We start from the raw sequence: 20,462 nt of genomic DNA, 5'->3' as shown, positions 1-20,462 counted from the left end.
GCGGCAACACCCCTATCCCTCTTCCCGCAGCGCCCGGTAGAGGGTGGTGCGGCTGATGCCAAGGCGGCGCGCCGCCTCGCTCACGTTGCCGCCACACTCCGTCAGGGTCTGCTGCACCCGCAGCCGGCTCTGTTCGCGCAAGGTGGTGGCGCCTCGGGGAGCCGGCATGGCGACCACCTCGGGCAGATGCAGGTGGGCGGGTTCAATCCAACCCTGCCCTTCCGCCAGCACGCAGGCCACCTCTAGCGCCTGCTTGAGCTGGCGCACGTTGCCGGGCAGAGGGTGGGCCAGCAGTTGCCGCTCCGCCTGCGGCGTCAGTTGCAGGGCCGGGTCCATCTCCGAGAGCAGGCGCCGGATCAGTCCCAGGCGCTCGCCCTGGGGCCAGGCCCGCAGCGGCGCAAGCTGCTGGCGCCAGCCGCAGATGCGGTAATAGAGATCTTCGCGAAAGCCGCCATCCTGCACCATGGCCGCCAGATCCCGGTGGCTGGCGCTGACCAGCCAGAAATCCACCGGCTCTGGTTTGTGGCTGCCAACCGGCGTCACGCTGCGCTCCTGCAGCACCCGCAGCAGCCGGGTCTGGGCCAGCAGCGGCAACTCGCCGATCTCGTCCAGCATCAGGATGCCGCCGTGGGCGGCGCGCAGATAACCCTGGCTGCCCTGGCTGCGGGCGCCGCTGAAGGCCCCGCCCACATAGCCAAACAGCTCGGCCTCCACCAGCTCGGCGGGCAGGGCGCCGCAGTTGACGCACACCAGGGGCTTGTCCCGTCGGCTCGACTGACTGTGCAGGGCACGCACCAGGTGCTCCTTGCCACTGCCGGTCTCCCCCTCGATGAGCAGCGAGATGCCCCGCTCCAGCATCTTGAGAGGCACCCCGGCGGTAACGGCTGGCTGGGGCTGGTTTTCGGTTTGAATCACCACAGGTTCTGGCTCCAGCCGCAGGCCGCGGCGATCCCGCAGCAGCTGCTTGCCGTCAAACGGGTGCTGGCCGAGCCAGAGCCGTCCGGCCCGGTTGGCCCCGAGCAGCTCGCCCCCCTCCCCCAGCAACAGGCGGGCGGACCAGAGACTCTGGGGATCGAGATCCACCAGCCAGCCCGGCTGACGCGCCAGCAGGGCGTTTTCCAGGGTCATGGCCAGGAGCCGCACAGTGCCCAGCATGTCGCCGTCGTGGTGGGCTGCATCGGTGGAGATGTCGAGCACCCCGAGCAGTTGCCCGTCCGGCCCGAGCAGGGGGCAGGCGCTGCAACTGAGGAAGCTGTGCTGGGCGAAGAAGTGCTGGGCCCCCAGCACCTGTACCTCGCTCTGCTCGGCGAGCGCTGTGCCTATGGCATTGGTGCCCTTGCTCGCCTCCCCCCAGCGGGCGCCGCTGCGCAAGAAGATCCGCTCGGCGTGGCGGGCGAAGCCATCGTCACCGCTGGCGGCCAAAATGGCCCCCTCGCCGTCACACAGCAGCAGGCGACAGGGCCTGCCCGCCAGCAACTGGGCAAACAGCGGCAACACGAAGCGCTGGAAGCAGGTGATAAGCGTTCTGTGCTGCTCCTGGCGGGCCGACAGCTCTCCCTGGGGCAGCAAGTCCAGCTCGGCGCTCTGCTGGCGGAGCAGGCCCTGATGCAGGCAGCGCTGCCAGGAGCGCTGGATCGGGCTGGGGCTGGATTGAAGTAACTCGCTCATCACGCCTCCTGTTCATACAGAACATGAATAGGGCCGGGGCTGGATTGGGGTAACTCGCTCATCACGCCTCCTGTTCACAAAGGGCACAGTGTCACGACCACTGTCCAGAAACGGCACAGTCTCATCGCCACGGCCGGGGTCACTGGTTAATCAAGATACGCCGCCGCACCCCGTTTGATAACGTTTTATTAACTTTTATCCCGCTGGTCAGACCCTCTGGCACGGCCCTTGCGATAGCAGCTGGTCACCGGCCCCGGGCCGGTCAGGACCACACACATAAGGATGATGAGATGATTTACACCGCTCCCGGTCAGGCAGGCGCCCTGGTCAGCTTCAAGTCCCGTTACGACAACTTCATCGGTGGCGACTGGGTAGCCCCCCGCGCCGGCCGCTATTTCGAGAACGTCTCGCCGGTGGATGGCCGGGTGTTCTGCGAGGTGGCCCGCTCCGACGCCGCCGACATCGAGCTGGCGCTGGACGCCGCCCACAAGGCCTTTGCCAGCTGGAGCAAGACCAGCGTCACCGAGCGCAGCAACCTGCTGCTGCGCATCGCCGATCGCATCGAGCAGAACATAGAGGTGCTCGCCGTCGCCGAGACCTGGGAGAACGGCAAGGCGGTGCGCGAGACCCTGGCCGCCGACCTGCCGCTGGTGGTGGATCATTTCCGCTACTTCGCCGGCTGCATCCGTGCCCAGGAGGGCTCGGCCGCCGAGCTGGATCAGCACACCGTCAGCTACCACTTCAAGGAGCCCATAGGCGTGGTCGGCCAGATCATCCCCTGGAACTTCCCGCTGCTGATGGCGGCCTGGAAGCTGGCCCCTGTGCTGGCGGCCGGTTGCTGCAGCGTGCTCAAGCCCGCCGAACAGACCCCGGTCACCATCATGCTGATGATGGATCTCATCAAGGACATACTGCCTCCCGGCGTGGTCAACGTGGTCAACGGCTTCGGCGCCGAGGCAGGTCAGGCGCTGGCCACCAGCGACAGGATCCAGAAGCTCGCCTTCACAGGTTCGACCGAAGTCGGCGCCCATATACTGCGCTGCGCCGCCGACAAGCTGATCCCCTCCACAGTCGAACTCGGCGGCAAGTCCCCCAACATCTATTTTGCCGACGTGATGCAGCATGAAAGCAGCTACATCGACAAGGCGGTGGAAGGCATGCTGATGACCTTCTTCAACCAGGGCGAAGTGTGCACCTGCCCCTCCCGCGCCCTGGTGCAGGCCAGCATCTATGACGACTTCATGGACAGGGTGCTGGCCCGCGCCCGCACCATAGTGCAGGGCAACCCCCTGGACACAGCCACCCAGGTGGGCGCCCAGGCGTCCCGGGAGCAGTTTGACAAGATACTGAGCTACATGGAGATTGGCCGCGGCGAGGGGGCCAAGATGCTGATAGGCGGCGGCCCGGCCAAGGTGAGCGGCCTTGAGGGGGGCTTCTACATCCAGCCCACCATCTTCTCGGGTCAGAACAAGATGCGGGTGTTCCAGGAGGAGATCTTCGGGCCGGCCCTCGGGGTCACCACCTTCAAGGACGAGGCGGATGCCCTGGCCATTGCCAACGACACCCAGTATGGCCTGGGGGCGGGGCTCTGGACCCGGGACAGCAACCTGGCCTGGCGCATGGGGCGCGGCATCCAGGCTGGCCGGGTCTGGGTCAACTGCTACCACGCCTACCCGGCCCACGCCGCCTTCGGTGGCTACAAGAAGTCAGGCATAGGCCGCGAGACCCACAAGATGATGCTGGACCACTACCAGAACACCAAGAACCTGCTGGTGAGCCACGACATCAACCCCCTCGGCTTCTTCTGATCCTGCCACCTCTGATGACAAGGGCGCCTGCGGGCGCCCTCTCTTTTTCCACCAGGCTCATCAGCCCCCTGGCTGGCCCAGTTGCTGGCGATAACGCTGGGGGGCGCATCCTTGCTCACGCTGGAACATGGCGATAAAGGCCGAGGTCGAGGTGTAACCGAGGCGCCAGGCTATCTCCTGCACCGGCATCTCCCCCCGCAGCCAGTCCAGCGCCTTGACCATGCGCAGCCGGGTGCGCCACTGGCCGAGGCTCATGCCCAGCTCCTTCTGGCAACGCCGCGCCAGAGTGCGCTCGGTGGTGTGCAAGACCTTGGCCCATTCGGCCAGGGTGCGGTTGTCCTCGGGAGCCGCGTGCAGGGCGGCCAGCAGCGGGGCCAGCAGGCGGTCGCGACTCTGGGGCAGGTAGCTCGGCTGGCAGCGGGTGCGGGCCAGTTTCTCGATGAAGAGCTCCCCCTGGCGCGCGTCCCACTCGTCCTCCAGATGGCCGACCCGGCGCTGGGTAAAGTCCTCCAGCAGGGCCCGCAGCAAGGGGGTCAATTCCAGCAACTGGGGGTCCCTTGGCAGGCGCGGAGCCAGCGCGTGGCTCACGTAGATGGAGGTGTAGTCCAGGGTCTGCTCGTTGAAGGCGCTGTGGGGCAGGTTGGCCGGCACCCAGATGAGGTAGTCGGCCGGCGCCACCAGTCGCTCTCCCCCGACCTCCACCACCATGACCCCCAGGCTGATGAGGCTGAGCTGGCCCCAGGGGTGGGTATGCTCGGCGCAGGCGTTGCCCCCCTGGATCTGGCGGTAGCGAAAATAGAGGGGGTTGGGGTCGGCCAGTAGGCGATCCTGCTCGGCCAGGGTGAGGCTGCCCATGAAGATTGTCCCAAAGCGGTTATGACATGTCTTATTTACGCTACTTGCATCGTTCAAGACAAGGCTAGACTCTCGTCATCGTATCAAGGAGTGCCTATGCCCTTTCTCTTCCCCCTGCTCGCCATCCTGATCTGGGCCGCCAATACAGTGGTCTCCAAGGCCGCCGCCGGCGTGCTGGATCCCGCCGCCATCTCCTTCTACCGCTGGGTGATCGCCGCCCTGGCGCTCTCCCCCTTCTGCCTGCCGCAACTGTGGCGCCGCCGCGCCGAGATCCGCCCCTGGCTCGGCAAGCTGCTGGTGCTGGCGGCCCTTGGCATGGTGCTCTACCAGTGCCTGGCCTACTACGCCGCCCACAGCACCTCGGCCACCAATATGGGGGTCATCGGCTCCCTCATACCGCTGCTGACCCTGCTGCAGAGCGCCCTCTTCTTCGGCCAGCGCCCGGGCAAGCAGGCGCTGCTCGGCATGAGCCTCTCCCTGTTCGGGGTGCTCTGGCTGCTGGGTCAGGGCAACCCCCTGGCCTTGCTGCACGACGGCATCAATCCGGGGGATGGCCTCATGCTGCTGGGCTCCGCCAGCTATGCGCTCTATGGCCTGCTGATCCGCCGCTGGCAACTGCCGTTCGGCCCCTGGCTCAACCTCTATCTGCAGATCCTGCTGGCGGTGCTGCTGCTGATCCCGGTCGCCCTGAGTGCGGACTCCCTGGCGGTGCCCGCCGAAGGCTGGGGTCTGGTGCTGTTCGCCGGGCTCGCCTCCTCCCTGCTGGCGGCCTACTGCTGGATGCGCGGCCTGGCAAGCATGGGGGCGGAGCGCACCTCTGTGTTCATGAACCTGATGCCCCTGTGCACGGCGCTGATCGCCGTCATCTCCCTGGGGGAGCCCATCCATGGCCATCACCTGATAGGCGGCGGCCTGATCCTGACCGGCGTCATGATCTCCCAGTTCAAGCCGAGGGCACGCCCCGCCCTGGTGGAAGGGGCATAAGCCGGCGAACGCCGTTGCTGCGCAATGAAAGAAGGGAGCCTCGGGCTCCCTTCTTTCATCAGCGGGTTAGAGCGGCCTCAGCTGCTCCGGCGCCAGTGGTAGCGCCGCTCTGGGCGACCGCGCTGGCCGTAGTTGAGATCCACGTCCAGCTTGTCTTCGGACTCCAGAAACTCCAGGTAGCGGCGCGCCGTGGTGCGGCTGAGCGACAGGCGCAGCGCCACCGTATCGGTGGAGAAGGCGGTGTCCGGCTCCCCCGCCAGCAGCTCCAGCACCTGGCGCAAGGTGATGGCGTCTATGCCCTTGGGGGTGTCGCGCACCTCCCTCGGCTGAATGCGCCCCTTGCCCATCAGGCGATCGAGATCGCTCTGCTCCAGCAGGCCGCGCTCGCACAGGCGGCGATGCAGGGTCAGGATCTCGTCCAGGCTCTGCTGGATGCGAAACAACCGCAGCGGCTTGATGATGTAGTCCTGCACACCGAGATTCAGGGCCTGCTGTATGGTCTCCACGTCGCAGGAGGCGGTCACCATGACCACGAAGACCTCCCGATTGTGGCTGCGCAGCCGGTTCACCCACTCGAGACCCGAGCCGTCCGGCAGGGAGATGTCCACCACCAGCAACTGGGGTTCGGCGGCACGCATCATGAGATCGGCCTGGGCCAGGCTCTCGGCCCGCCCCAGCAGGGAGTAGCCCGGGGTCGAGGAGATAAGCTCGGCCAGGATGGCGCCGATCCGCTCGTCGTCCTCGATAACAAGAGTGAAAATTGGCTTCATGACTCACACCAATTGGTTTTTATTCAAATAGATACCGAACAAAGTGGTCTGTTCGGCGGTGCGGCGCCATTCTATCACACCCCCACGGCGGGCCACCGTCTTCTTGACCAGGAAGAGACCTACGCCATGATCGCCGGTCTGGCGGCTGATCCCATAGTCGAACAGGTGATCCGCCAGCGCCTCGTCCACCCCCTCACCGCTGTCCTCCACCTCGATCACCAGCCGACGCCCGAAGTCATCCACCGAGATGAGCACCCGGGGAGCGCACCGCTGGCGGTTCGCCCAGGCGGCCCTGATGCCGTTGTCCAGCAGGTTGCCGATGCAGGTGATGAGATCCGCCGACACCTCGGCCGGGTACTCCCCGAGGGCCGAGCCGGGATCCAGCACCAGCTCGACCCCCAGCTCCCGCGCCCGGCTGAACTTGCCGAGGATGAGGCCGGCCACCGGCTTGTTCTCGATGGAGCGCAGCAGATCCTGCAGCATGGTCTGGCAGGCCTCGTTCTCCTGCTGGATCAGTTCCACCGCCTGATCCACATGACCGAGCTGCAGCAGGCCGGAGAGGCTGCTCAGCTTGTTGGCGAACTCGTGGGTCTGGATCCGCAGCATCTCGGCATACTGGCGCAGATGGGTCACCTGCATGCCGAGGCTGCCGGTGCCATCCGGTCGGCTGAAGATCAGCATGCGGCCCGGCTCGCGGCCGCTGAGATCCTGCCAGTGACCGACGAACGCCTCCCCCTGCACGGTGAAGTTCACCCCCCCCTGCTGGTTCAGGGCTGGCAACAGGCTGGGGGCCAGCTCGGCCAGGGATTGCCCCAGCAGGGCGTGGCGGCCGGTGCCAGGTAGCCGCAACTGGTAGAAGGCCGCGCTGTTGAGCATCTTGATGCGATGGTTGCCATCGAGGGCCACTATCCCCTCCGAGATGCCCTCCAGCACCAGATCCTGCTGGGCGAAGCGGTTGACTATGGTCTCCGGCTCCAGATCCAGCAGGGTGCGCCGCAGCCGGTGCTGCAACCAGAGCGCCAGCAGCAGGCCGCAGCCCAGCACGGCACCGATGGCGCTGATGAGCAGGGCTATCCGCTCCAGATAGATGCCCTCCACAGTCCGCATCAGATAGCCCACCGCCACCGCGCCTATGGCGCGTCCGTCCGCCCCTATCACAGGCGAGAAGCAGCGGATGGCCGGGCCAAGCGTGCCTTTGTCCCTGGAGCAGTAGCTGCGCCGCTCCTGGATCGCCGGCCAGATGTCCTCGCCACGGAAGGTCGCACCGACCAGCTCGGGAGAAGGGTGGCTCAGGCGGCGGGCGTGCTCGTCCGTCACCACCATGTAGGCGGCATCGGTGCGGCTGCAGATCCCCTGCACATAGTCCCGCAGGCCGGGATCATTGCCCTGCTGCAGGGCCTGCACCACCCGGCTGTCCGCCGCCAGCACCCGGGCCAGATCGCTCCCCTTCTCCTCCAGGTTGCTCTCCAGCAGGTGGCGGATGAAGAGGGCGAGCAGCCCACCCAGGATCAGGATCAGCAGCAGTGACAGCCCGAGGGAGAGGGTGACCAGTTGGTGGCGCAGTTTCATCGATTAACCTTGCAAGCTCAGGAGGCGGACCAATAGTGCGGGCGCCACCAGGTCTGGTCAATGAGCGGCGCGGGATCACCGTCAAAATCCGCCAACCCCTCCTCGCGGGCGGTCAGGGCCACGGCCCTGGCAACCGCGCGGGCCACCTCTCCCACCTGTTCGATAGGGGGCAGCAGCCGACCCGTCACCAGCGGATAGGCACCCACAGCCCGCACCGCGGCCAGCAGCATGCCATCGCTGATGCGCCGCGCCTTGACCGCGCAGGCCCCCAGGCCAATGCCCGGGAAGACATAGACGTTGTTGCACTGGGAGACCACCCGCATCTCCCCCGCCACCTCGACCGGGGCGAAGGGGCTGCCGGTGGCGAGCAGGGCACGCCCCTCGGTCGTCCACCACACCTGCTCCGGGGTCGCCTCGGCGCTGCGGGTCGGGTTGGAGAGCGGCAGTATCACGGGGCGCTCGCACGCCTCCCCCATGGCGCCAAGCACCTGCTCGGTGAAGAGGCCGCCCTGGCCGCTCACCCCGATCAGCACCCCGGGGCGCAGCCGGGCGATGAGCTCGGGCAGGGAGCCGCAGGCCTCCTCTGCCGGGCGGGCGAAGGGCTGCTGGGAGGGGGTCAGGTTGGCCCTGTCCAGGCAGACCAGGCCGTCCTGATCGAACAACTGCACCCGTTCTGGGCTGCCCGCCAGCCGGGCCAGCATGGCGGCGATGCCGCAGCCCGCCGAGCCCGCGCCGACGATGAGCACCGGCGTGTCGGCAAGGGTACTTCCCGCCTGTTGCAACCCCGCCAGCACGCAGGCGGAGGCGACCGCCGCCGTGCCCTGGATGTCGTCGTTGAACATGCAGAGCTCGTTCCGGTAGCGGGCCAGGAGGTTGGCGGCATGCTTGCCGGCAAAGTCCTCGAACTGCAGCACCACCTGGGGCCAGCGTTTATGGATGGCCGCCACTACCTTGTCCATGAAGTGGTAGTAGGTCTCGCCGTCGATGCGCGGGGCCTGCCAGCCGAGGTAGGAGTCATCCTCCAGCAGCGCTGGGTTGTTGGTGCCCACATCCACGCACAGGGGCAGGGTGCGGGCCGGGTTGATGCCACCGGCGGCGCTGTAGAGCGCCAGCTTGCCGATGCAGATCCCCATGCCACCGATGCCGAGATCCCCGAGTCCCAGCACCCGCTCCCCGTCGGAGATGACGATGACGTCCACCTCCTGCTCCACCGCAGCGAAGATGGCGTCCAACTCGTCCCTGTCGTGCCAGGAGAGGTAGAGACCGTGGCTGCGCAGGTAGAGATCGCTGTGGCGCTGGCAGGCCTCCCCCACCACTGGGGTGTAGATGATGGGCAGCAGCTCGGGCAGGTGGTGGCGCACCAGATCGTAAAACAGCACAGGGTTGTCCTCCTGCAACTGGCGCAGCAGCAGGTGCTGATCGAAGGGGCTCTGCATGGCCGAGACCAGGCGGTAGATGCGGCGGCGCTGCTGGGAGAGGGACTCCTCCTTGTGGGGCATGCGCCCCATCAGCCCCTGACGCTTGCGTTCGGCATAGGGCAGGCTGGTGCCCATCATGATGTCGTTCATGTCGTTTTCCTGTATCCGGTCGTCAGGCGAGCAGAGAGATGAGGGCGGTGGCCAGGATCAGCATCACGGCCCCGCCGAGACGCGAGGAGATCTGGGCGAAGGGCATCAGCTTCATGCGCTGGGCTGCCGACAGCACGGCCACATCGCCGGTGCCCCCCATGTTGGCCATGCACAGGCCGCCGGTGATGGCCGCCTCTATGGGATAAAAACCTATCATGCGCCCCACCAGGGCCGCCCCCAGGGCGCCACCGACCACAGTGGTCAGCACCATGATGAAGTAGTTGACCGAGAAGGCGCCGATGAGCTCGGGGATGCTGGTGTAGGCCACCCCTATGCCCACCAGCAGGGAGGGGGTGAGGTTGCTCACCACGAATTGATACCAGTCGGCGGCCGCCTGTTCATAACGACGGGGCAATACACCACTCACCTTGATAAAGGCCACCGCCAGTATCATCAGGGCGAAGGGGTGCATGGGGATGAAGTTGCCGAGCAAGGATCCCAGCACGAACATGCTGGAGCTGATGAAGAGGCCGAGACCCAGGCTCTGCAGGGTCGGTGCCTCGGCCTGCTCGTCGGCGACGCTCTGGCTGTTTTCCTTGACCATCAGCTTGCCGTTGCCGGTCAGGGAGGGGTAACGACGACCGAGGCGCGCCAGCAGGGAGCCCACCAGGATGGCCAGGGTGTTGGCGATCACCACGGCGGGCACCATACGCGACAGCAGGTCGGCGCTGGACATCTGCAAGGGGCCGGAGAGGATCTCCACCAGGGGCACGGCGCCGGCGCCCATGCCGCCACCCATGATGGGCAGGCCGATGAGCAGCACCGCATTCTTGAAGCCGTACCCCATCAGGGAGCCGACCAGGCCGACGCTCAGCAGCGCCAGGGCCACGCCCCCCAGGATCACCGGCAGGTAACGCATGGCGGCGTTTTTGAGCAGGGCGCCGCTCATGCCGAACACAGATCCGGTCACCAGGCTGGCGATGAAGAAGTTGAGAAAGCCCCCCTCCTTCATGAAGCGGGTGATCACCTCACCGGCCTCGACCGGCAGAATCCGGTACTCGAACAGCGCGGCGCCGCCGAAGATGGCGAGTATGGTGCCGCCCCCCAGGTATTCCCGTATGGGGGGGATCCGCTCGCCCAGCTCGCTCAGCAGGGTGCCGAGCACGAACATCAGCGCCAGGGCGCCGACCATGCCGAGCGGCAGGGAGCCGTTCCAGCCGGCGTAGAGGACGCAGGTGGCCAGCCCGAGGAAGATCATCATGGGCATGCCGGCGATCTGCTGGTCGCTCCAGGCGCCCTTCATCTGTACTTCGGGGGTAGAGAGGTTTTTCATTGTTATGCTCCAGCTTGTGGTGTGGCGCCACTCTACGTATCCCCTCCTCTGCTGTCGGTTAGCGGGCCTGCAAAGCCATATAAAAACATTGAAACCTTAAGCACCATTGCCCTCCCCGCGTCCCCTGCCCCCGAAACTGAATGTGAGCTGAATCACGCTTTACTTAGCCTGCGAAATAAATATAATGCTTAGCAGGCTAAGTATATGAGGTGTCTGCCATGAAAAAGGATCTGGAGATGTTGCGCGAGCTCTCCCTCGCCGAACAGCTGGGGCGACTGCACCGGTTGTGGCGCACCGTGGCCGATATCGAGCTGGCCCCCTTGGGTTTGACCCATCCGCGCTGGACCGCGCTCTGGAAGCTGAGCCGCCTCGGCGGCCACCTCAGCCAGAAGACCCTGGCCGAGGCGCTGGAGATAGAGCTGCCCTCCCTGATGCGCACCCTGGGTCAGCTGGAAGAGCTGGCGCTGATCGAGCGCCACTGCTGCAGCCAGGACAAGCGCGCCCGCATCGTCACCCTGACCCCGGCCGGCAAGGCGCTGCTCGATCAGATCGAGGATCGCATCATAGGGGTGCGTCGGGAGCTGCTCAGCGGCATCAGCCAGCAGGAGCTGGCCCAGTTTGAAGAGATAGTGCACCGCATCTCCGCCAATGCCCTCGGCAAGATCGGTGCCCAGCATGAAGAGAGAGAATAAGATGACCCCGGATCAACAATTCAAACGCTGGATCAAGTGGGCCATGGCCTGCTTCATCCTGGTGTTCGGCTACTTCCTGCTGGCCGACATCAAGATGCCCCTCACCCCCCAGGCCATGGCCACCCGGGTCGTCACCAGGATGGCGCCCCAGGTCAGCGGCAAGGTGGTCGAGGTCGCAGTGGTGAACAACCAGCATGTCAAACAGGGGGATCTGCTGTTCGTGCTGGATCCCGCGCCGTTCGAACTCGCGGTCGAGCAGGCCAGACTCGCCCTGGATCAGGCCGAGCAACAGAATCGCCAGCTGGATGCGACCCTGAACGCCGCCGCCGCTGACTTCAGCTCGCTGCAGACCCAGACCGCCCAGAAACAGCGGGAGGCCGAGCGCATCGATACCCTCTATCGCCGTCACATGGTCTCTGAGCAGCAGAAAGATGACGCGGACAGCGCCGCCCGCACCGCCCGTGCCAACCTGCTGGCCAGCCAGGCCCGCATGGAACAGGCTCGCGTCAACCGTGGCCTGGCCGGTGATGACAACCTGCTGCTGCGCCAGGCGCGCAACCGTCTCGCCCAGGCAGAGCTCAACCTCACCTATAGCCAGGTCCATGCGAGCCAGGATGGCATCATCACCAACCTGCAGCTCAAGCCGGGCAGCGTGGCCACGGCGGGCTCTCCCCTGCTGGCCCTGGTCTCGGAGCAGGTGGATGTGATCGCCGATTTTCGCGAGAAGAGCCTGCGTAACATCACCCCGCAGAGCCGCGCGCTGGTCGCCTTCGACGGCGAGCCAGGCCGCCTCTATCCGGCCCGGGTCGCCAGCCTGGACGCCGGGGTCAGCGCCGGCCAGTTCGACGCCAACGGCCTCTTGGCCAACCCCATCGAGTCCGATCGCTGGGTGCGGGATGCCCAGCGCTTGCGCCTGCACCTGACCCTGGATCAGTTGCCCGCCCATCTGCCGGCCGGGGCCCGCGCCACCGTCCAGCTGCTGCCAGACAACGCCCTGAGCGCGCTCTTTGCCCGCGGCCAGATCCGCCTGCTCAGCCTGCTGCACTACATCTACTGAGATGACGACCATGAACCTGTGGCACAGACCCCTCACCGCCAACGAGCTGCGCCAGTGTCTGCGCATCGCCTTCGGCTGCACCCTGGGGTTTGTACTGTGCAAGATCTTCGGCTGGAGCAACGGGGTCTTCTTCACCGTCACCCCGGTGTTGCTGCTCGGCATGATCCCGGTGATGAACGGCCACGCCGCCCGCCAGCTTATCGCCTCCGCCGCCATGTGCGGACTGGAGGTCGGCCTGCTGGGCGGCTTGTTCGGCGGCCATCCCGGGCTGATGACCCCCCTCGTCTTCCTGCTGTTCCTCTACCGCTTCGCCGCCATGTCCCGGGGCAGCCTCTTCCTGTTTGGCGCCAACGGCGTGCTCAGCCTCAGCATCATGCTGCACTTTGCCAGCTACCCCGGGACAGATCTGAACGATCTCATCTTCAGCAACCTCTGGGCCAGCATACTGTCGGTGCTCATCGCCTACCTGATGACGGCCCTGATCCCGGATGTGGAGCCGCGGCCCGCCCCCGCACCCTCTCCCAAGGCCCCCCACCGGATGCGCCACGAGGCCCTGCTCGGTGCCAGCATCGCCACCCTGTCGTTCCTGGTATTCCAGCTGTTCGATCTGCGCGACTCCATGTCCGCCCAGGCGACCACACTGCTGGTGCTCTTCCCCATGCACTGGGACGGTGCCCTGAGCTACGCCCGCAAGCGCGCCATGGGCACCCTGCTGGGGGTGAGTTTCGGCATCCTGGGGCAGCTGGTGCTCTATGACTGGTCCGGTTTGCTCTTGCTGGTGACCCCCCTGCTCTGGCTCGGCGCCATGCTGTTCAGCCATGCCCACGTGAAGGAGGCGAGCGGCTCCGGGGTCGGCTTCGGCGCCCTCACCACCCTCGGCATTCTGTTTGGCCAGTACCTGACCCCGGGCAACGATCTGGTGTTCAGCGCCCTCTACCGGGTCAGCAGCATCCTGTTCGCCATCGTCGCCACCCTGCTGGCCTGCTACCTGATCCACCGTCTGCTCAACCGTTTCGAGGCAACCCGATTCGGTTATTGATCCCCTTTCCAATGGCCAAGGATGTGCTGTCTTTCGCCCCGCAACCCTGCGGGGCGTTTTTTTGTGGCAAAGGTGCTGGCCTATGAGACTGCGGTGAATATGGAGAGCTGATCTTGGCTCCATTGAGTGAGGATTTGGCAGCACAGGCGATAAATGCCGAACCTGGCCGGAACCGTGCTACTGTGGCCCCTCACTCACCGGCCGATTGCGCTCTGCACCTGATGACAGGCTTGTCATGCAAAAGAGTCGCCAGCCAGGGCAGCCCTTGCCCACCTCTCACCCTCAACCTGATGTCGCCAGACCCGCTGTATCGACCCGATGCCATAAGGCGCATCCCTCCCTGTCGCAGCCGGCTCTCACTGTTGTTATCTGCATCCATCCGTTTTCTGCGACAGCGGCCAGACCACGAGAACCGGCATCAAGCCTGCGGCCTGAGGCTGTGTTCTGGTTGGCGCCGCCCTGCCGCCCACACAGGACACATAGACATGATTGCCTACCTCATTCTGGTTCATCGCTATCCCGATCAGTTCAAGCGCCTGTTCAAGGCGATTTACCACCACAGCAACCACTACCTGATCCACGTGGACAAGCGCTCTGGCCCCGAGCTGCAGCAGGAGATAGCCGACTTTCTGACCGATTACCCCAACGCCGCCATGCTGCCCAGCAAGAATGCGCTCTGGGGCGGTTACAGCCTGGTGGATGCGGAGCTGCGCGGCATAGCGGCGTTGCTGGAGCAGAACCAGGAGTGGGAGTTCTTCATCAACCTGAGCGCCCAGGACTTCCCGCTACGCTCCCAGCGCGATATTCACGACTTCCTGCGCGATCACAGGGGCAAGGATTTCCTCAAGATCGCGGATCAGCGCCAGCACAGACCCGACACCCTGCACCGCATCGATCACTATGTGACCGAGACCGCCCAGGAGCTGCTGTGCGAGCCGGTGAAGACCCGCCCCTATCTGGACAATGTGACCCCCTATATTGGCAACCAGTGGATGATACTGAGCCGGGCCTTCTGCGAGTTCGTCAGCCATAGCCCCGAGGTCGATCGCTTCAAGGCCTTCTACCGCCACACCCTGATCGCCGACGAGGGCTTCTTCCAGACGGTGATCATGAACACCAGCTATCAGGGCCAGATAGTCAACGATGACAAGCGCGCCATCGACTGGATCCCCATGGGTGACATCAAGCTGCGCCCGCGCGACTACACGGTGGATGACGCTGACGCCCTGCAGCAAAGCGAGCACCTGTTCGCCCGCAAGTTTGACGAGACCATAGACAGCGACATCCTGGATATACTGGAGCGCGCCATGATGTGCCCCCTCGCCACACCGGACATCCGCCAGCCCGTACCGGCCTGACTCATAGATGCATCCGGACACTTACCGACGCGGCCAGCACTCATCAAGATTGCGACGCTGGCCCAAACTGTTAGGCTCAATGCCATATGACGCCGATTAAGGAGACAACATGAAACAGGCCAATTTGGCACTACTGGGTCTGGGTACCCTGACCCTGCTGAGCGGCTGCGATCTGGGGGCCGGCAAGCTGGGGGTCACGGGGGGCGATCCTGTCACCTATCTGTGCGAGCAGAACCAGAAGGTGCAGGTGCGCTACTTCTCCCTGTCGGACGAGAGCCTGAACTTCGTCAAGCTCTCCCTGCCCGATGGCAAGGACTACACCCTGCCCCAGGCGGTCTCCGCCTCCGGGGCCCGCTACACCGACGATCACGAGGTGGTCTGGTGGAACAAGGGGAAGGAAGGCTTCATGGAGATGCGCGATGAAGCCGGGGAGTGGCAGAGCCGCTACAACGACTGCAAGGAGCAATAAGCTCCGACAGCCACAGCTCCCCCGCACAATGACAAAGACCCCGGCCTTGGCCGGGGTCTTTGTCATTGGGGCGTCCCCTTGAGCCGGAAGCGCTGCACCACCTGGACGGGGATAGCCTCCGGATTCTGCTCGGCGACCCGATAGCGCATCTTTGACAGTGCCGTCAGGGCGGCCAGCTCCAGCACCCCAGCCGGCTCCGCCGCCAGTATCTCGGGGCTGAACAGATTGCCGTTGGAGTCGATGAGGTAGCGAATATCCACAAACCCCTCAACCGGCGCCTTCATAGGCCGTTTGAGGGGCAGGTTGAATTGCGTCATCTCCCCTTCCTGCACCCAGTAGAGACACAGATCCTCCTCGGAGACCTCCCGTGGCGGCTGGTTCAGCTTCACGGTGGGACTGGGGCTGGCGCAGCCCCCCAGCATCAGGGCGGCCCCCAGCAGCACTATCTTCAAGTTCATTCAACACTCCTTGTCCTGTGACCGCTCGGCTCCCTGAGCGGTCGGCTTGGCCAGGGGGCAGTGTCAACCAATCAGCCTCATTCAGGAATCCCCCATCTGGCGGGCGAGTCTCGCAGGCAATAAAAAGGCCAACCCTAAGGTTGGCCTCTGCTGCAAGGGAATGACTCAGGCGCGCTTGTCGCTGACCACCAGCCAGAGCGCATGGACCATGCCGGGCAGGCCGCCGAGCAGGGTCAGCACTATGTTGATGAAGAAGTGCAAGCTTAAGCCCACCTGGATAAAGGCACAGACCGGCGGCAGGAAGATGGCCAGCAGGATCTTGAGCAGATTGTTCATCTCATGGTTCCTCATGAAAGATGTCATGTGATTCGGATGGGCTAACCATAAACAGCCTTGCCCACAACTGCAAACCACAGCGGACACCTTTCGCGCCTTTCTCACCCGGGATTGAGCCAGGGTTCAGCTGACGGAGGTCGGCGCACCCAGGAAGCGCAATCATCAGGCCAGCAGCTGGCAGGGGATCCGGCTTTTGTACTCCTGCTCACGCCAGGCGTTGAGATCGTGGATGATCTGGTTGCTGCTGCCGCGCCAGAGCAGGCCGGGGTCGGCCAGCCCCTGCTCGAACTTGCCGTCCACCAGCACATCCAGCAAGCAAACCAGCTCGCGCTGGGCCGGGATGAGCTCGCCAAGCAGGTAGCCGGTCCAGCACCAGATGTCCTTGCCCGGACACTCGGCGCGCACCCGTTTCACCAGCGCCAGCACCTGGGGCACATTGGCAGGGTGAAGCGGATCGCCGCCCGAGAGCGACAGACCTCGCCGCTTGATGCGCGTGTCGTTGAGATCGCCAATGATGCGATCGCTCATCGCCTCATCAAACGGCTTGCCCCCATCGAGGCGCCAGGTGCTCTGGTTGTAGCAGCCCGGGCACTGGTGCTCGCAGCCCGACACGAACAGGGTGGCCCGGGTGCCGGGGCCATTGATCACATCGACCGGGTAGTATTGGTGGTAGTGCATCTTTTCTCTCGGTTCACTGTTTGGCAGGCAAGTGATGATGGATTTTCAGCCCCCTCATCCCCAGCCCTTCTCCCACTCTTTTCAACGTGAGCGGGAGAAGGGTGCAGAGCGACGTATTGCGGATAGTCCCGAGGAAACCAGCTTGCCAATCAGAACAAGAGATGACTGTCGCTCTTCGGCCCCCACAGCTCAGCTATCGGTTCCCTCTCCCTCTGGGAGAGGGCCAGGGTGAGGGCTCGGCTCACATATGCTTGACCCGGCGCTTCACTTCTTCCTGCTTGCCCGCATTGAAGGGGCGCGCATCCGGGCTGCCGAGGTAGCCGCAGACACGGCGGGTCACCGACACCTTGGCCGGATCGTGGTTGCCGCAGCGCGGGCAGGTGAAGCCCTTGGAGGTGCACTCGAACTCGCCGGTGAAGCCGCAGTCGTAGCACTCGTCTATGGGGGTGTTGGTGCCATAGTAGGGCACCTTGTCATAGCTGTAGTCCCAGACGTTTTCGAGCGCTTCCAGGTTGTGCTGGATGTTGGGGTACTCGCCGTAGCAGATGAAGCCGCCGCTGGCGATGGGCGGATAAGGCGCCTCGAAGTCCAGCTTGTCGTAGGGGTTCACCTGCTTCTCCACATCCAGGTGGAAGCTGTTGGTGTAGTAACCCTTGTCGGTCACCCCTGCCACCACGCCGAACTCCTTGGCGTCGATGCGGCAGAAGCGGGTGCAGAGGTTCTCGCTCGGGGTGGAGTAGAGGCTGAAGCCGTAGCCTGTCTCCTCCTTCCACTCGTCGGTGGCCGCCTTGAGGCGCGCTATGATGGCGATGGCCTTCTCCCGCAGCACATCGCTATCGAACAGATGAGTCTGCGTGCCGAACAGGGCGTTGATGGTCTCGTGCACCCCGATATAGCCCAAGGAAATGGAAGCGCGGCCATTTTTAAAGATCTCGCTGACGTTGTCGTCCGCTTTCAGCCGCACACCGCAGGCCCCTTCCATGTAGAGGATGGGGGCGACCCGCGCCTTGACGCCATCCAGTCGCTCGATGCGATACATCAGTGCCTGCTTGGCCACTCGCAGGGCCGCATCCAGCTTGTCCCAGAAATCCGCCTCGTCACGGGATTTGAGGGCGATGCGCGGCAGGTTGAGGCTCACCACCCCTATGTTGTTGCGCCCTTCATGAATGAGCTCGCCATTTTCCTCATAAGCGCCGAGGAAGGAGCGGCAGCCCATGGGGGTCTTGAAGGAGCCGGTCACCTTCACTACCTGGTCATGGTTGAGGATGTCCGGGTACATCCGCTTGGAGGCGCACTCCAGCGCCAGCTGCTTGATGTCGTAGTTGGGATCCCCCGGCTTGTGGTTGAGGCCATCCTTGATGGCGAACACCAGTTTCGGGAAGACGGCTGTCTTCTTGTTCTTGCCAAGGCCGGCGATGCGGTTGCCGAGGATGGCCCCCTGGATCATCCGCGACTCCCAGCTGTCACCCAGGCCGAAACCGAAAGTAACGAAGGGGGTCTGGCCGTTGGCGGTGTGCAGGGTGTTGACCTCGTACTCCAGGGACTGGAAGGCGTCGTAGCACTCCTTCTCGGTGCGGGCCATGGCGTAGGCGTCCACGTCGGCAATACCCCACTCCTCGGCCACTTCCCTGTGTTTCTGCCAGCTGATGGTCACATAGGGGGCCAGCACCTCGTCGATGCGGTTGATGGTGGTGCCGCCATAGATGTGGCTCGCCACCTGGGCGATGATCTGGGCGGTCACGGCGGTGGCCGTGCTGATGGATTTGGGGGTATCAATCTCCGCATTGCCCATCTTGAAGCCGTGGGTCAGCATCCCCTGCAGATCGATCAGCATGCAGTTGAACATGGGGAAGAAGGGGGAGTAGTCGAGATCGTGGAAGTGCAGATCGCCGCTCTCGTGGGCCTGCACCACCTCGCGGGGCAGCATGTGGCTGATGGCGTAGTGCTTGGCGACTATGCCCGCCAGCAGGTCGCGCTGGGTCGGGATCACCTTGGAGTCCTTGTTGGCGTTCTCGTTGAGCAGGGCCGCATTGGTCTGCTCCACCAGGCCACGGATCTCCTGGGCCAGCCGGCCGCGGGCCTCGCGAGCCTGATCCCGGTCGTGACGGTATTCGATGTAGGCACGGGCGATGGCCTTGTCGTCGGAAGCCATCAGGTGGTTCTCGACCCGGTTCTGGATCTCGTGGATATCCACCTCACCCCGCCCTTCCAGCTCCTGACTGACCGCGCTTGAGATACGCTCGGCCAGCGCCGGATTGGCCTGATTGACCGCTTCCGCCGCCCGGCTCACTGCCTCGGCGATCAGCTGGCCATTGAATGGTGCGCGACATCCATCACGTTTGATCACTACCGGTTTCATCGATTTTCCCCGCATTAAAGGCCTGGCAGCCACCCTGGGCTCACCCTTGTTGAGTCCCCTTCTCCACACCCTATCCCCGGCGCACATGCATTCAGCCGAGGCGTGAGAGGCCCGGGCTGACGCTGAGAGAGAGACGACTTATGCACAGCTTGATAACACTATATATGGGTATTTTTTTTATGCTAACCCCTATATGTGGTAGCTATTAGGCCCCAAAGCGATTGCCCGTTTCTTGATCCAGGACAGGTTTTGGAAGGAGTGGCGCAGTTCACAACCAGCGCCAAAAGAGGCTATTTTCGTGCATCCCAGACGGGGTGCGGGCTGGCGCCCGATGAGGGGTGCCAAGAAAGAATGGCACCATCTGACAACAATTGACTAAGGCATCAAGGAGCCGGAACGCACATAATGGGTGCAGTGTCCTGCCAATGGAAGATGAACGTGACCAAGGTGTTGCTCCTGCTAGCCCTTTTCCCGCTCCAGTTGATGGCCGCAGAGATCCTGGTGATCAGCAGCTACCATCAGGCCAATCTGTGGGATCAGAGCTACAGCGCCGGCCTGAAGAAGCACCTCAAGGGCGAGCACCACATCAGCCACTTCTACCTGGATACCAAGCGTCAGCCTCACCAGACCCGGGAGCAGCTCGTCAGCCAGGGAATGGCGGACTATCAGGCGCGCAAGCCGGCCCTGGTGGTGCTCGGCGATGACAACGCCATCAACGCCCTCGCCCGCCCCATCGCCGCCCTGGGCACCCCTGTGGTGTTTCTCGGCATGAACGAGAATCCCCGCCCCAAGGGGCTGGTCGGTCATCCCCAGATCACAGGCGTGCTGGAGCGGCCTCTGCTCAAGCGCAACATCAGCGAGATGAGCCAGCTGATGGGGGGGCTGGGCAAGGCGCTGGTGCTGTTCGATGCGAGCGAGGTGTCACGCACCGCCATCGAGGATGAGTTCACGACCCCCGACGAGCAGCGGGTCGGCCAGACCAGGGTCAACAACCAGCAGATCGATGACTACCGGCGCTGGCAGGAGGTGGTGCTCGCCAGTCGGCAGAACGGCTATGAAGCTATCTTCCTCGGCCTCTATCACACCCTCACGGACGAGCAGGGGCTGCATGTGAGCGAGCAGCAGGTGCTGGCCTGGACCAGCGCCAACAGCCCTGTGCCCCTGTTCGGTTTCTGGGAGTTTGCGGTGGGGCCGCACCGCACCATAGGCGGCCTGGTGCTCGATGGCCACACCCAGGGGGAGAAGGCGGCCGAGCTGGCCAATGCCATACTGGCGGGCACGGCGCCACAGGCTCTTTCGCCCCGCGCCGCCCAGCGTGGCGAATACCTGTTCAGCAAGAGCGAGCTGGCACGCTGGCAGCTTGAGGCGCCATCAAGATGGCAGGGGCGGGTGACCTATGTCGACTGAGCCCGAAAACGACAGACCCGGCCAGATGGCCGGGTCTGTTTTATTGTGTGCCTG

At 64.4% G+C, this 20,462-nt stretch carries 18 protein-coding genes; 8 read left to right on the top strand and 10 right to left on the bottom strand.

What is annotated here, in order from left to right:
- Positions 1-12: 12 nt before the first annotated feature.
- On the bottom strand, positions 13-1,668 hold the full coding sequence (locus ACFWHB_RS05690; protein WP_395949639.1) for a sigma-54-dependent Fis family transcriptional regulator: 1,656 nt from the start codon (positions 1,666-1,668) through the stop codon (positions 13-15).
- Positions 1,669-1,958: 290 nt separating this feature from the next.
- Here ACFWHB_RS05690 and ACFWHB_RS05685 point away from each other — a divergent pair, with 290 nt between their 5' ends.
- Positions 1,959-3,476 (top strand): acetaldehyde dehydrogenase ExaC, encoded by a 1,518-nt coding sequence (locus tag ACFWHB_RS05685; RefSeq protein ID WP_106886117.1) that lies wholly within the window; start codon positions 1,959-1,961, stop codon positions 3,474-3,476.
- 60 nt (positions 3,477-3,536) lie between these two features.
- Here the strand turns inward: ACFWHB_RS05685 and ACFWHB_RS05680 are convergent, their stop codons facing one another.
- On the bottom strand, positions 3,537-4,331 hold the full coding sequence (locus tag ACFWHB_RS05680) for an AraC family transcriptional regulator (RefSeq protein ID WP_290027621.1): 795 nt from the start codon (positions 4,329-4,331) through the stop codon (positions 3,537-3,539).
- 96 nt (positions 4,332-4,427) lie between these two features.
- Here ACFWHB_RS05680 and ACFWHB_RS05675 point away from each other — a divergent pair, with 96 nt between their 5' ends.
- On the top strand, positions 4,428-5,315 hold the full coding sequence (locus ACFWHB_RS05675; protein WP_290027620.1) for a DMT family transporter: 888 nt from the start codon (positions 4,428-4,430) through the stop codon (positions 5,313-5,315).
- A gap of 77 nt (positions 5,316-5,392) precedes the next feature.
- Here ACFWHB_RS05675 and ACFWHB_RS05670 read toward each other — a convergent pair whose 3' ends face one another.
- From ACFWHB_RS05670 to ACFWHB_RS05655, 4 genes are read right to left on the bottom strand one after another with little or no spacing between them, the layout of a single operon-like run.
- Entirely contained in the window at positions 5,393-6,085 is a 693-nt protein-coding gene (locus ACFWHB_RS05670; protein WP_395949638.1) for a response regulator, read from the bottom strand.
- A 3-nt stretch (positions 6,086-6,088) separates the two neighbouring features.
- A complete protein-coding gene (locus ACFWHB_RS05665) occupies positions 6,089-7,654 on the bottom strand; it encodes an ATP-binding protein (protein ID WP_042649490.1) in 1,566 nt (521 codons plus the stop codon).
- Between the two features lie 17 nt (positions 7,655-7,671).
- The gene (locus ACFWHB_RS05660) at positions 7,672-9,222 is read right to left on the bottom strand and encodes an NAD-dependent malic enzyme (RefSeq protein WP_395949637.1); all 1,551 of its coding nucleotides are present in this window, start codon (positions 9,220-9,222) and stop codon (positions 7,672-7,674) included.
- Positions 9,223-9,244: 22 nt separating this feature from the next.
- A complete protein-coding gene (locus tag ACFWHB_RS05655; protein ID WP_042649492.1) occupies positions 9,245-10,555 on the bottom strand; it encodes a 2-hydroxycarboxylate transporter family protein in 1,311 nt (436 codons plus the stop codon).
- 218 nt (positions 10,556-10,773) lie between these two features.
- Here ACFWHB_RS05655 and slyA point away from each other — a divergent pair, with 218 nt between their 5' ends.
- The 5 genes from slyA (at position 10,774) to ACFWHB_RS05630 (ending at position 15,170) form a co-directional block, all read left to right on the top strand.
- On the top strand, positions 10,774-11,247 hold the full coding sequence (gene slyA / locus ACFWHB_RS05650; RefSeq protein ID WP_395949636.1) for a transcriptional regulator SlyA: 474 nt from the start codon (positions 10,774-10,776) through the stop codon (positions 11,245-11,247).
- Between the two features lies 1 nt (position 11,248).
- Positions 11,249-12,304, top strand: a complete 1,056-nt coding sequence (locus ACFWHB_RS05645; RefSeq protein ID WP_395950174.1) for an HlyD family secretion protein — start codon at positions 11,249-11,251, stop codon at positions 12,302-12,304.
- 10 nt (positions 12,305-12,314) lie between these two features.
- Positions 12,315-13,343, top strand: coding sequence for a DUF2955 domain-containing protein (locus ACFWHB_RS05640; protein ID WP_395949635.1), 1,029 nt, complete (start codon positions 12,315-12,317; stop codon positions 13,341-13,343).
- Between the two features lie 485 nt (positions 13,344-13,828).
- Positions 13,829-14,701: a beta-1,6-N-acetylglucosaminyltransferase gene (locus ACFWHB_RS05635; protein WP_395949634.1), complete on the top strand. Its 873-nt coding sequence runs from the start codon at positions 13,829-13,831 to the stop codon at positions 14,699-14,701.
- A gap of 109 nt (positions 14,702-14,810) precedes the next feature.
- Positions 14,811-15,170, top strand: coding sequence for an MliC family protein (locus ACFWHB_RS05630; protein WP_163136555.1), 360 nt, complete (start codon positions 14,811-14,813; stop codon positions 15,168-15,170).
- Positions 15,171-15,232: 62 nt separating this feature from the next.
- Here the strand turns inward: ACFWHB_RS05630 and ACFWHB_RS05625 are convergent, their stop codons facing one another.
- The 4 genes from ACFWHB_RS05625 to nrdD all read right to left on the bottom strand — a co-directional run bounded on the left by ACFWHB_RS05625 (position 15,233) and on the right by nrdD (position 19,001).
- Positions 15,233-15,628: an energy transducer TonB gene (locus ACFWHB_RS05625; protein ID WP_303809189.1), complete on the bottom strand. Its 396-nt coding sequence runs from the start codon at positions 15,626-15,628 to the stop codon at positions 15,233-15,235.
- Between the two features lie 165 nt (positions 15,629-15,793).
- Complete coding sequence (locus ACFWHB_RS05620) at positions 15,794-15,964, bottom strand: YqaE/Pmp3 family membrane protein (RefSeq protein ID WP_025327864.1); 171 nt, start codon at positions 15,962-15,964, stop codon at positions 15,794-15,796.
- Between the two features lie 162 nt (positions 15,965-16,126).
- Entirely contained in the window at positions 16,127-16,642 is a 516-nt protein-coding gene (gene nrdG, locus ACFWHB_RS05615; RefSeq protein WP_395949633.1) for an anaerobic ribonucleoside-triphosphate reductase-activating protein, read from the bottom strand.
- Positions 16,643-16,883: 241 nt separating this feature from the next.
- Positions 16,884-19,001 (bottom strand): anaerobic ribonucleoside-triphosphate reductase, encoded by a 2,118-nt coding sequence (nrdD, locus tag ACFWHB_RS05610; RefSeq protein WP_106886107.1) that lies wholly within the window; start codon positions 18,999-19,001, stop codon positions 16,884-16,886.
- A 432-nt stretch (positions 19,002-19,433) separates the two neighbouring features.
- Between nrdD and ACFWHB_RS05605 the strand changes: the two genes are divergently transcribed.
- The gene (locus ACFWHB_RS05605; protein ID WP_395950173.1) at positions 19,434-20,408 is read left to right on the top strand and encodes an ABC transporter substrate-binding protein; all 975 of its coding nucleotides are present in this window, start codon (positions 19,434-19,436) and stop codon (positions 20,406-20,408) included.
- Positions 20,409-20,462: the final 54 nt, after the last annotated feature.

Source organism: Aeromonas mytilicola subsp. aquatica (genome assembly GCF_044336385.1).
Lineage (GTDB): Bacteria > Pseudomonadota > Gammaproteobacteria > Enterobacterales > Aeromonadaceae > Aeromonas > Aeromonas rivipollensis.
The sequence above is the reverse complement of the archived record's forward strand: the minus strand, read 5'-3'. Positions and strand labels throughout refer to the sequence as shown.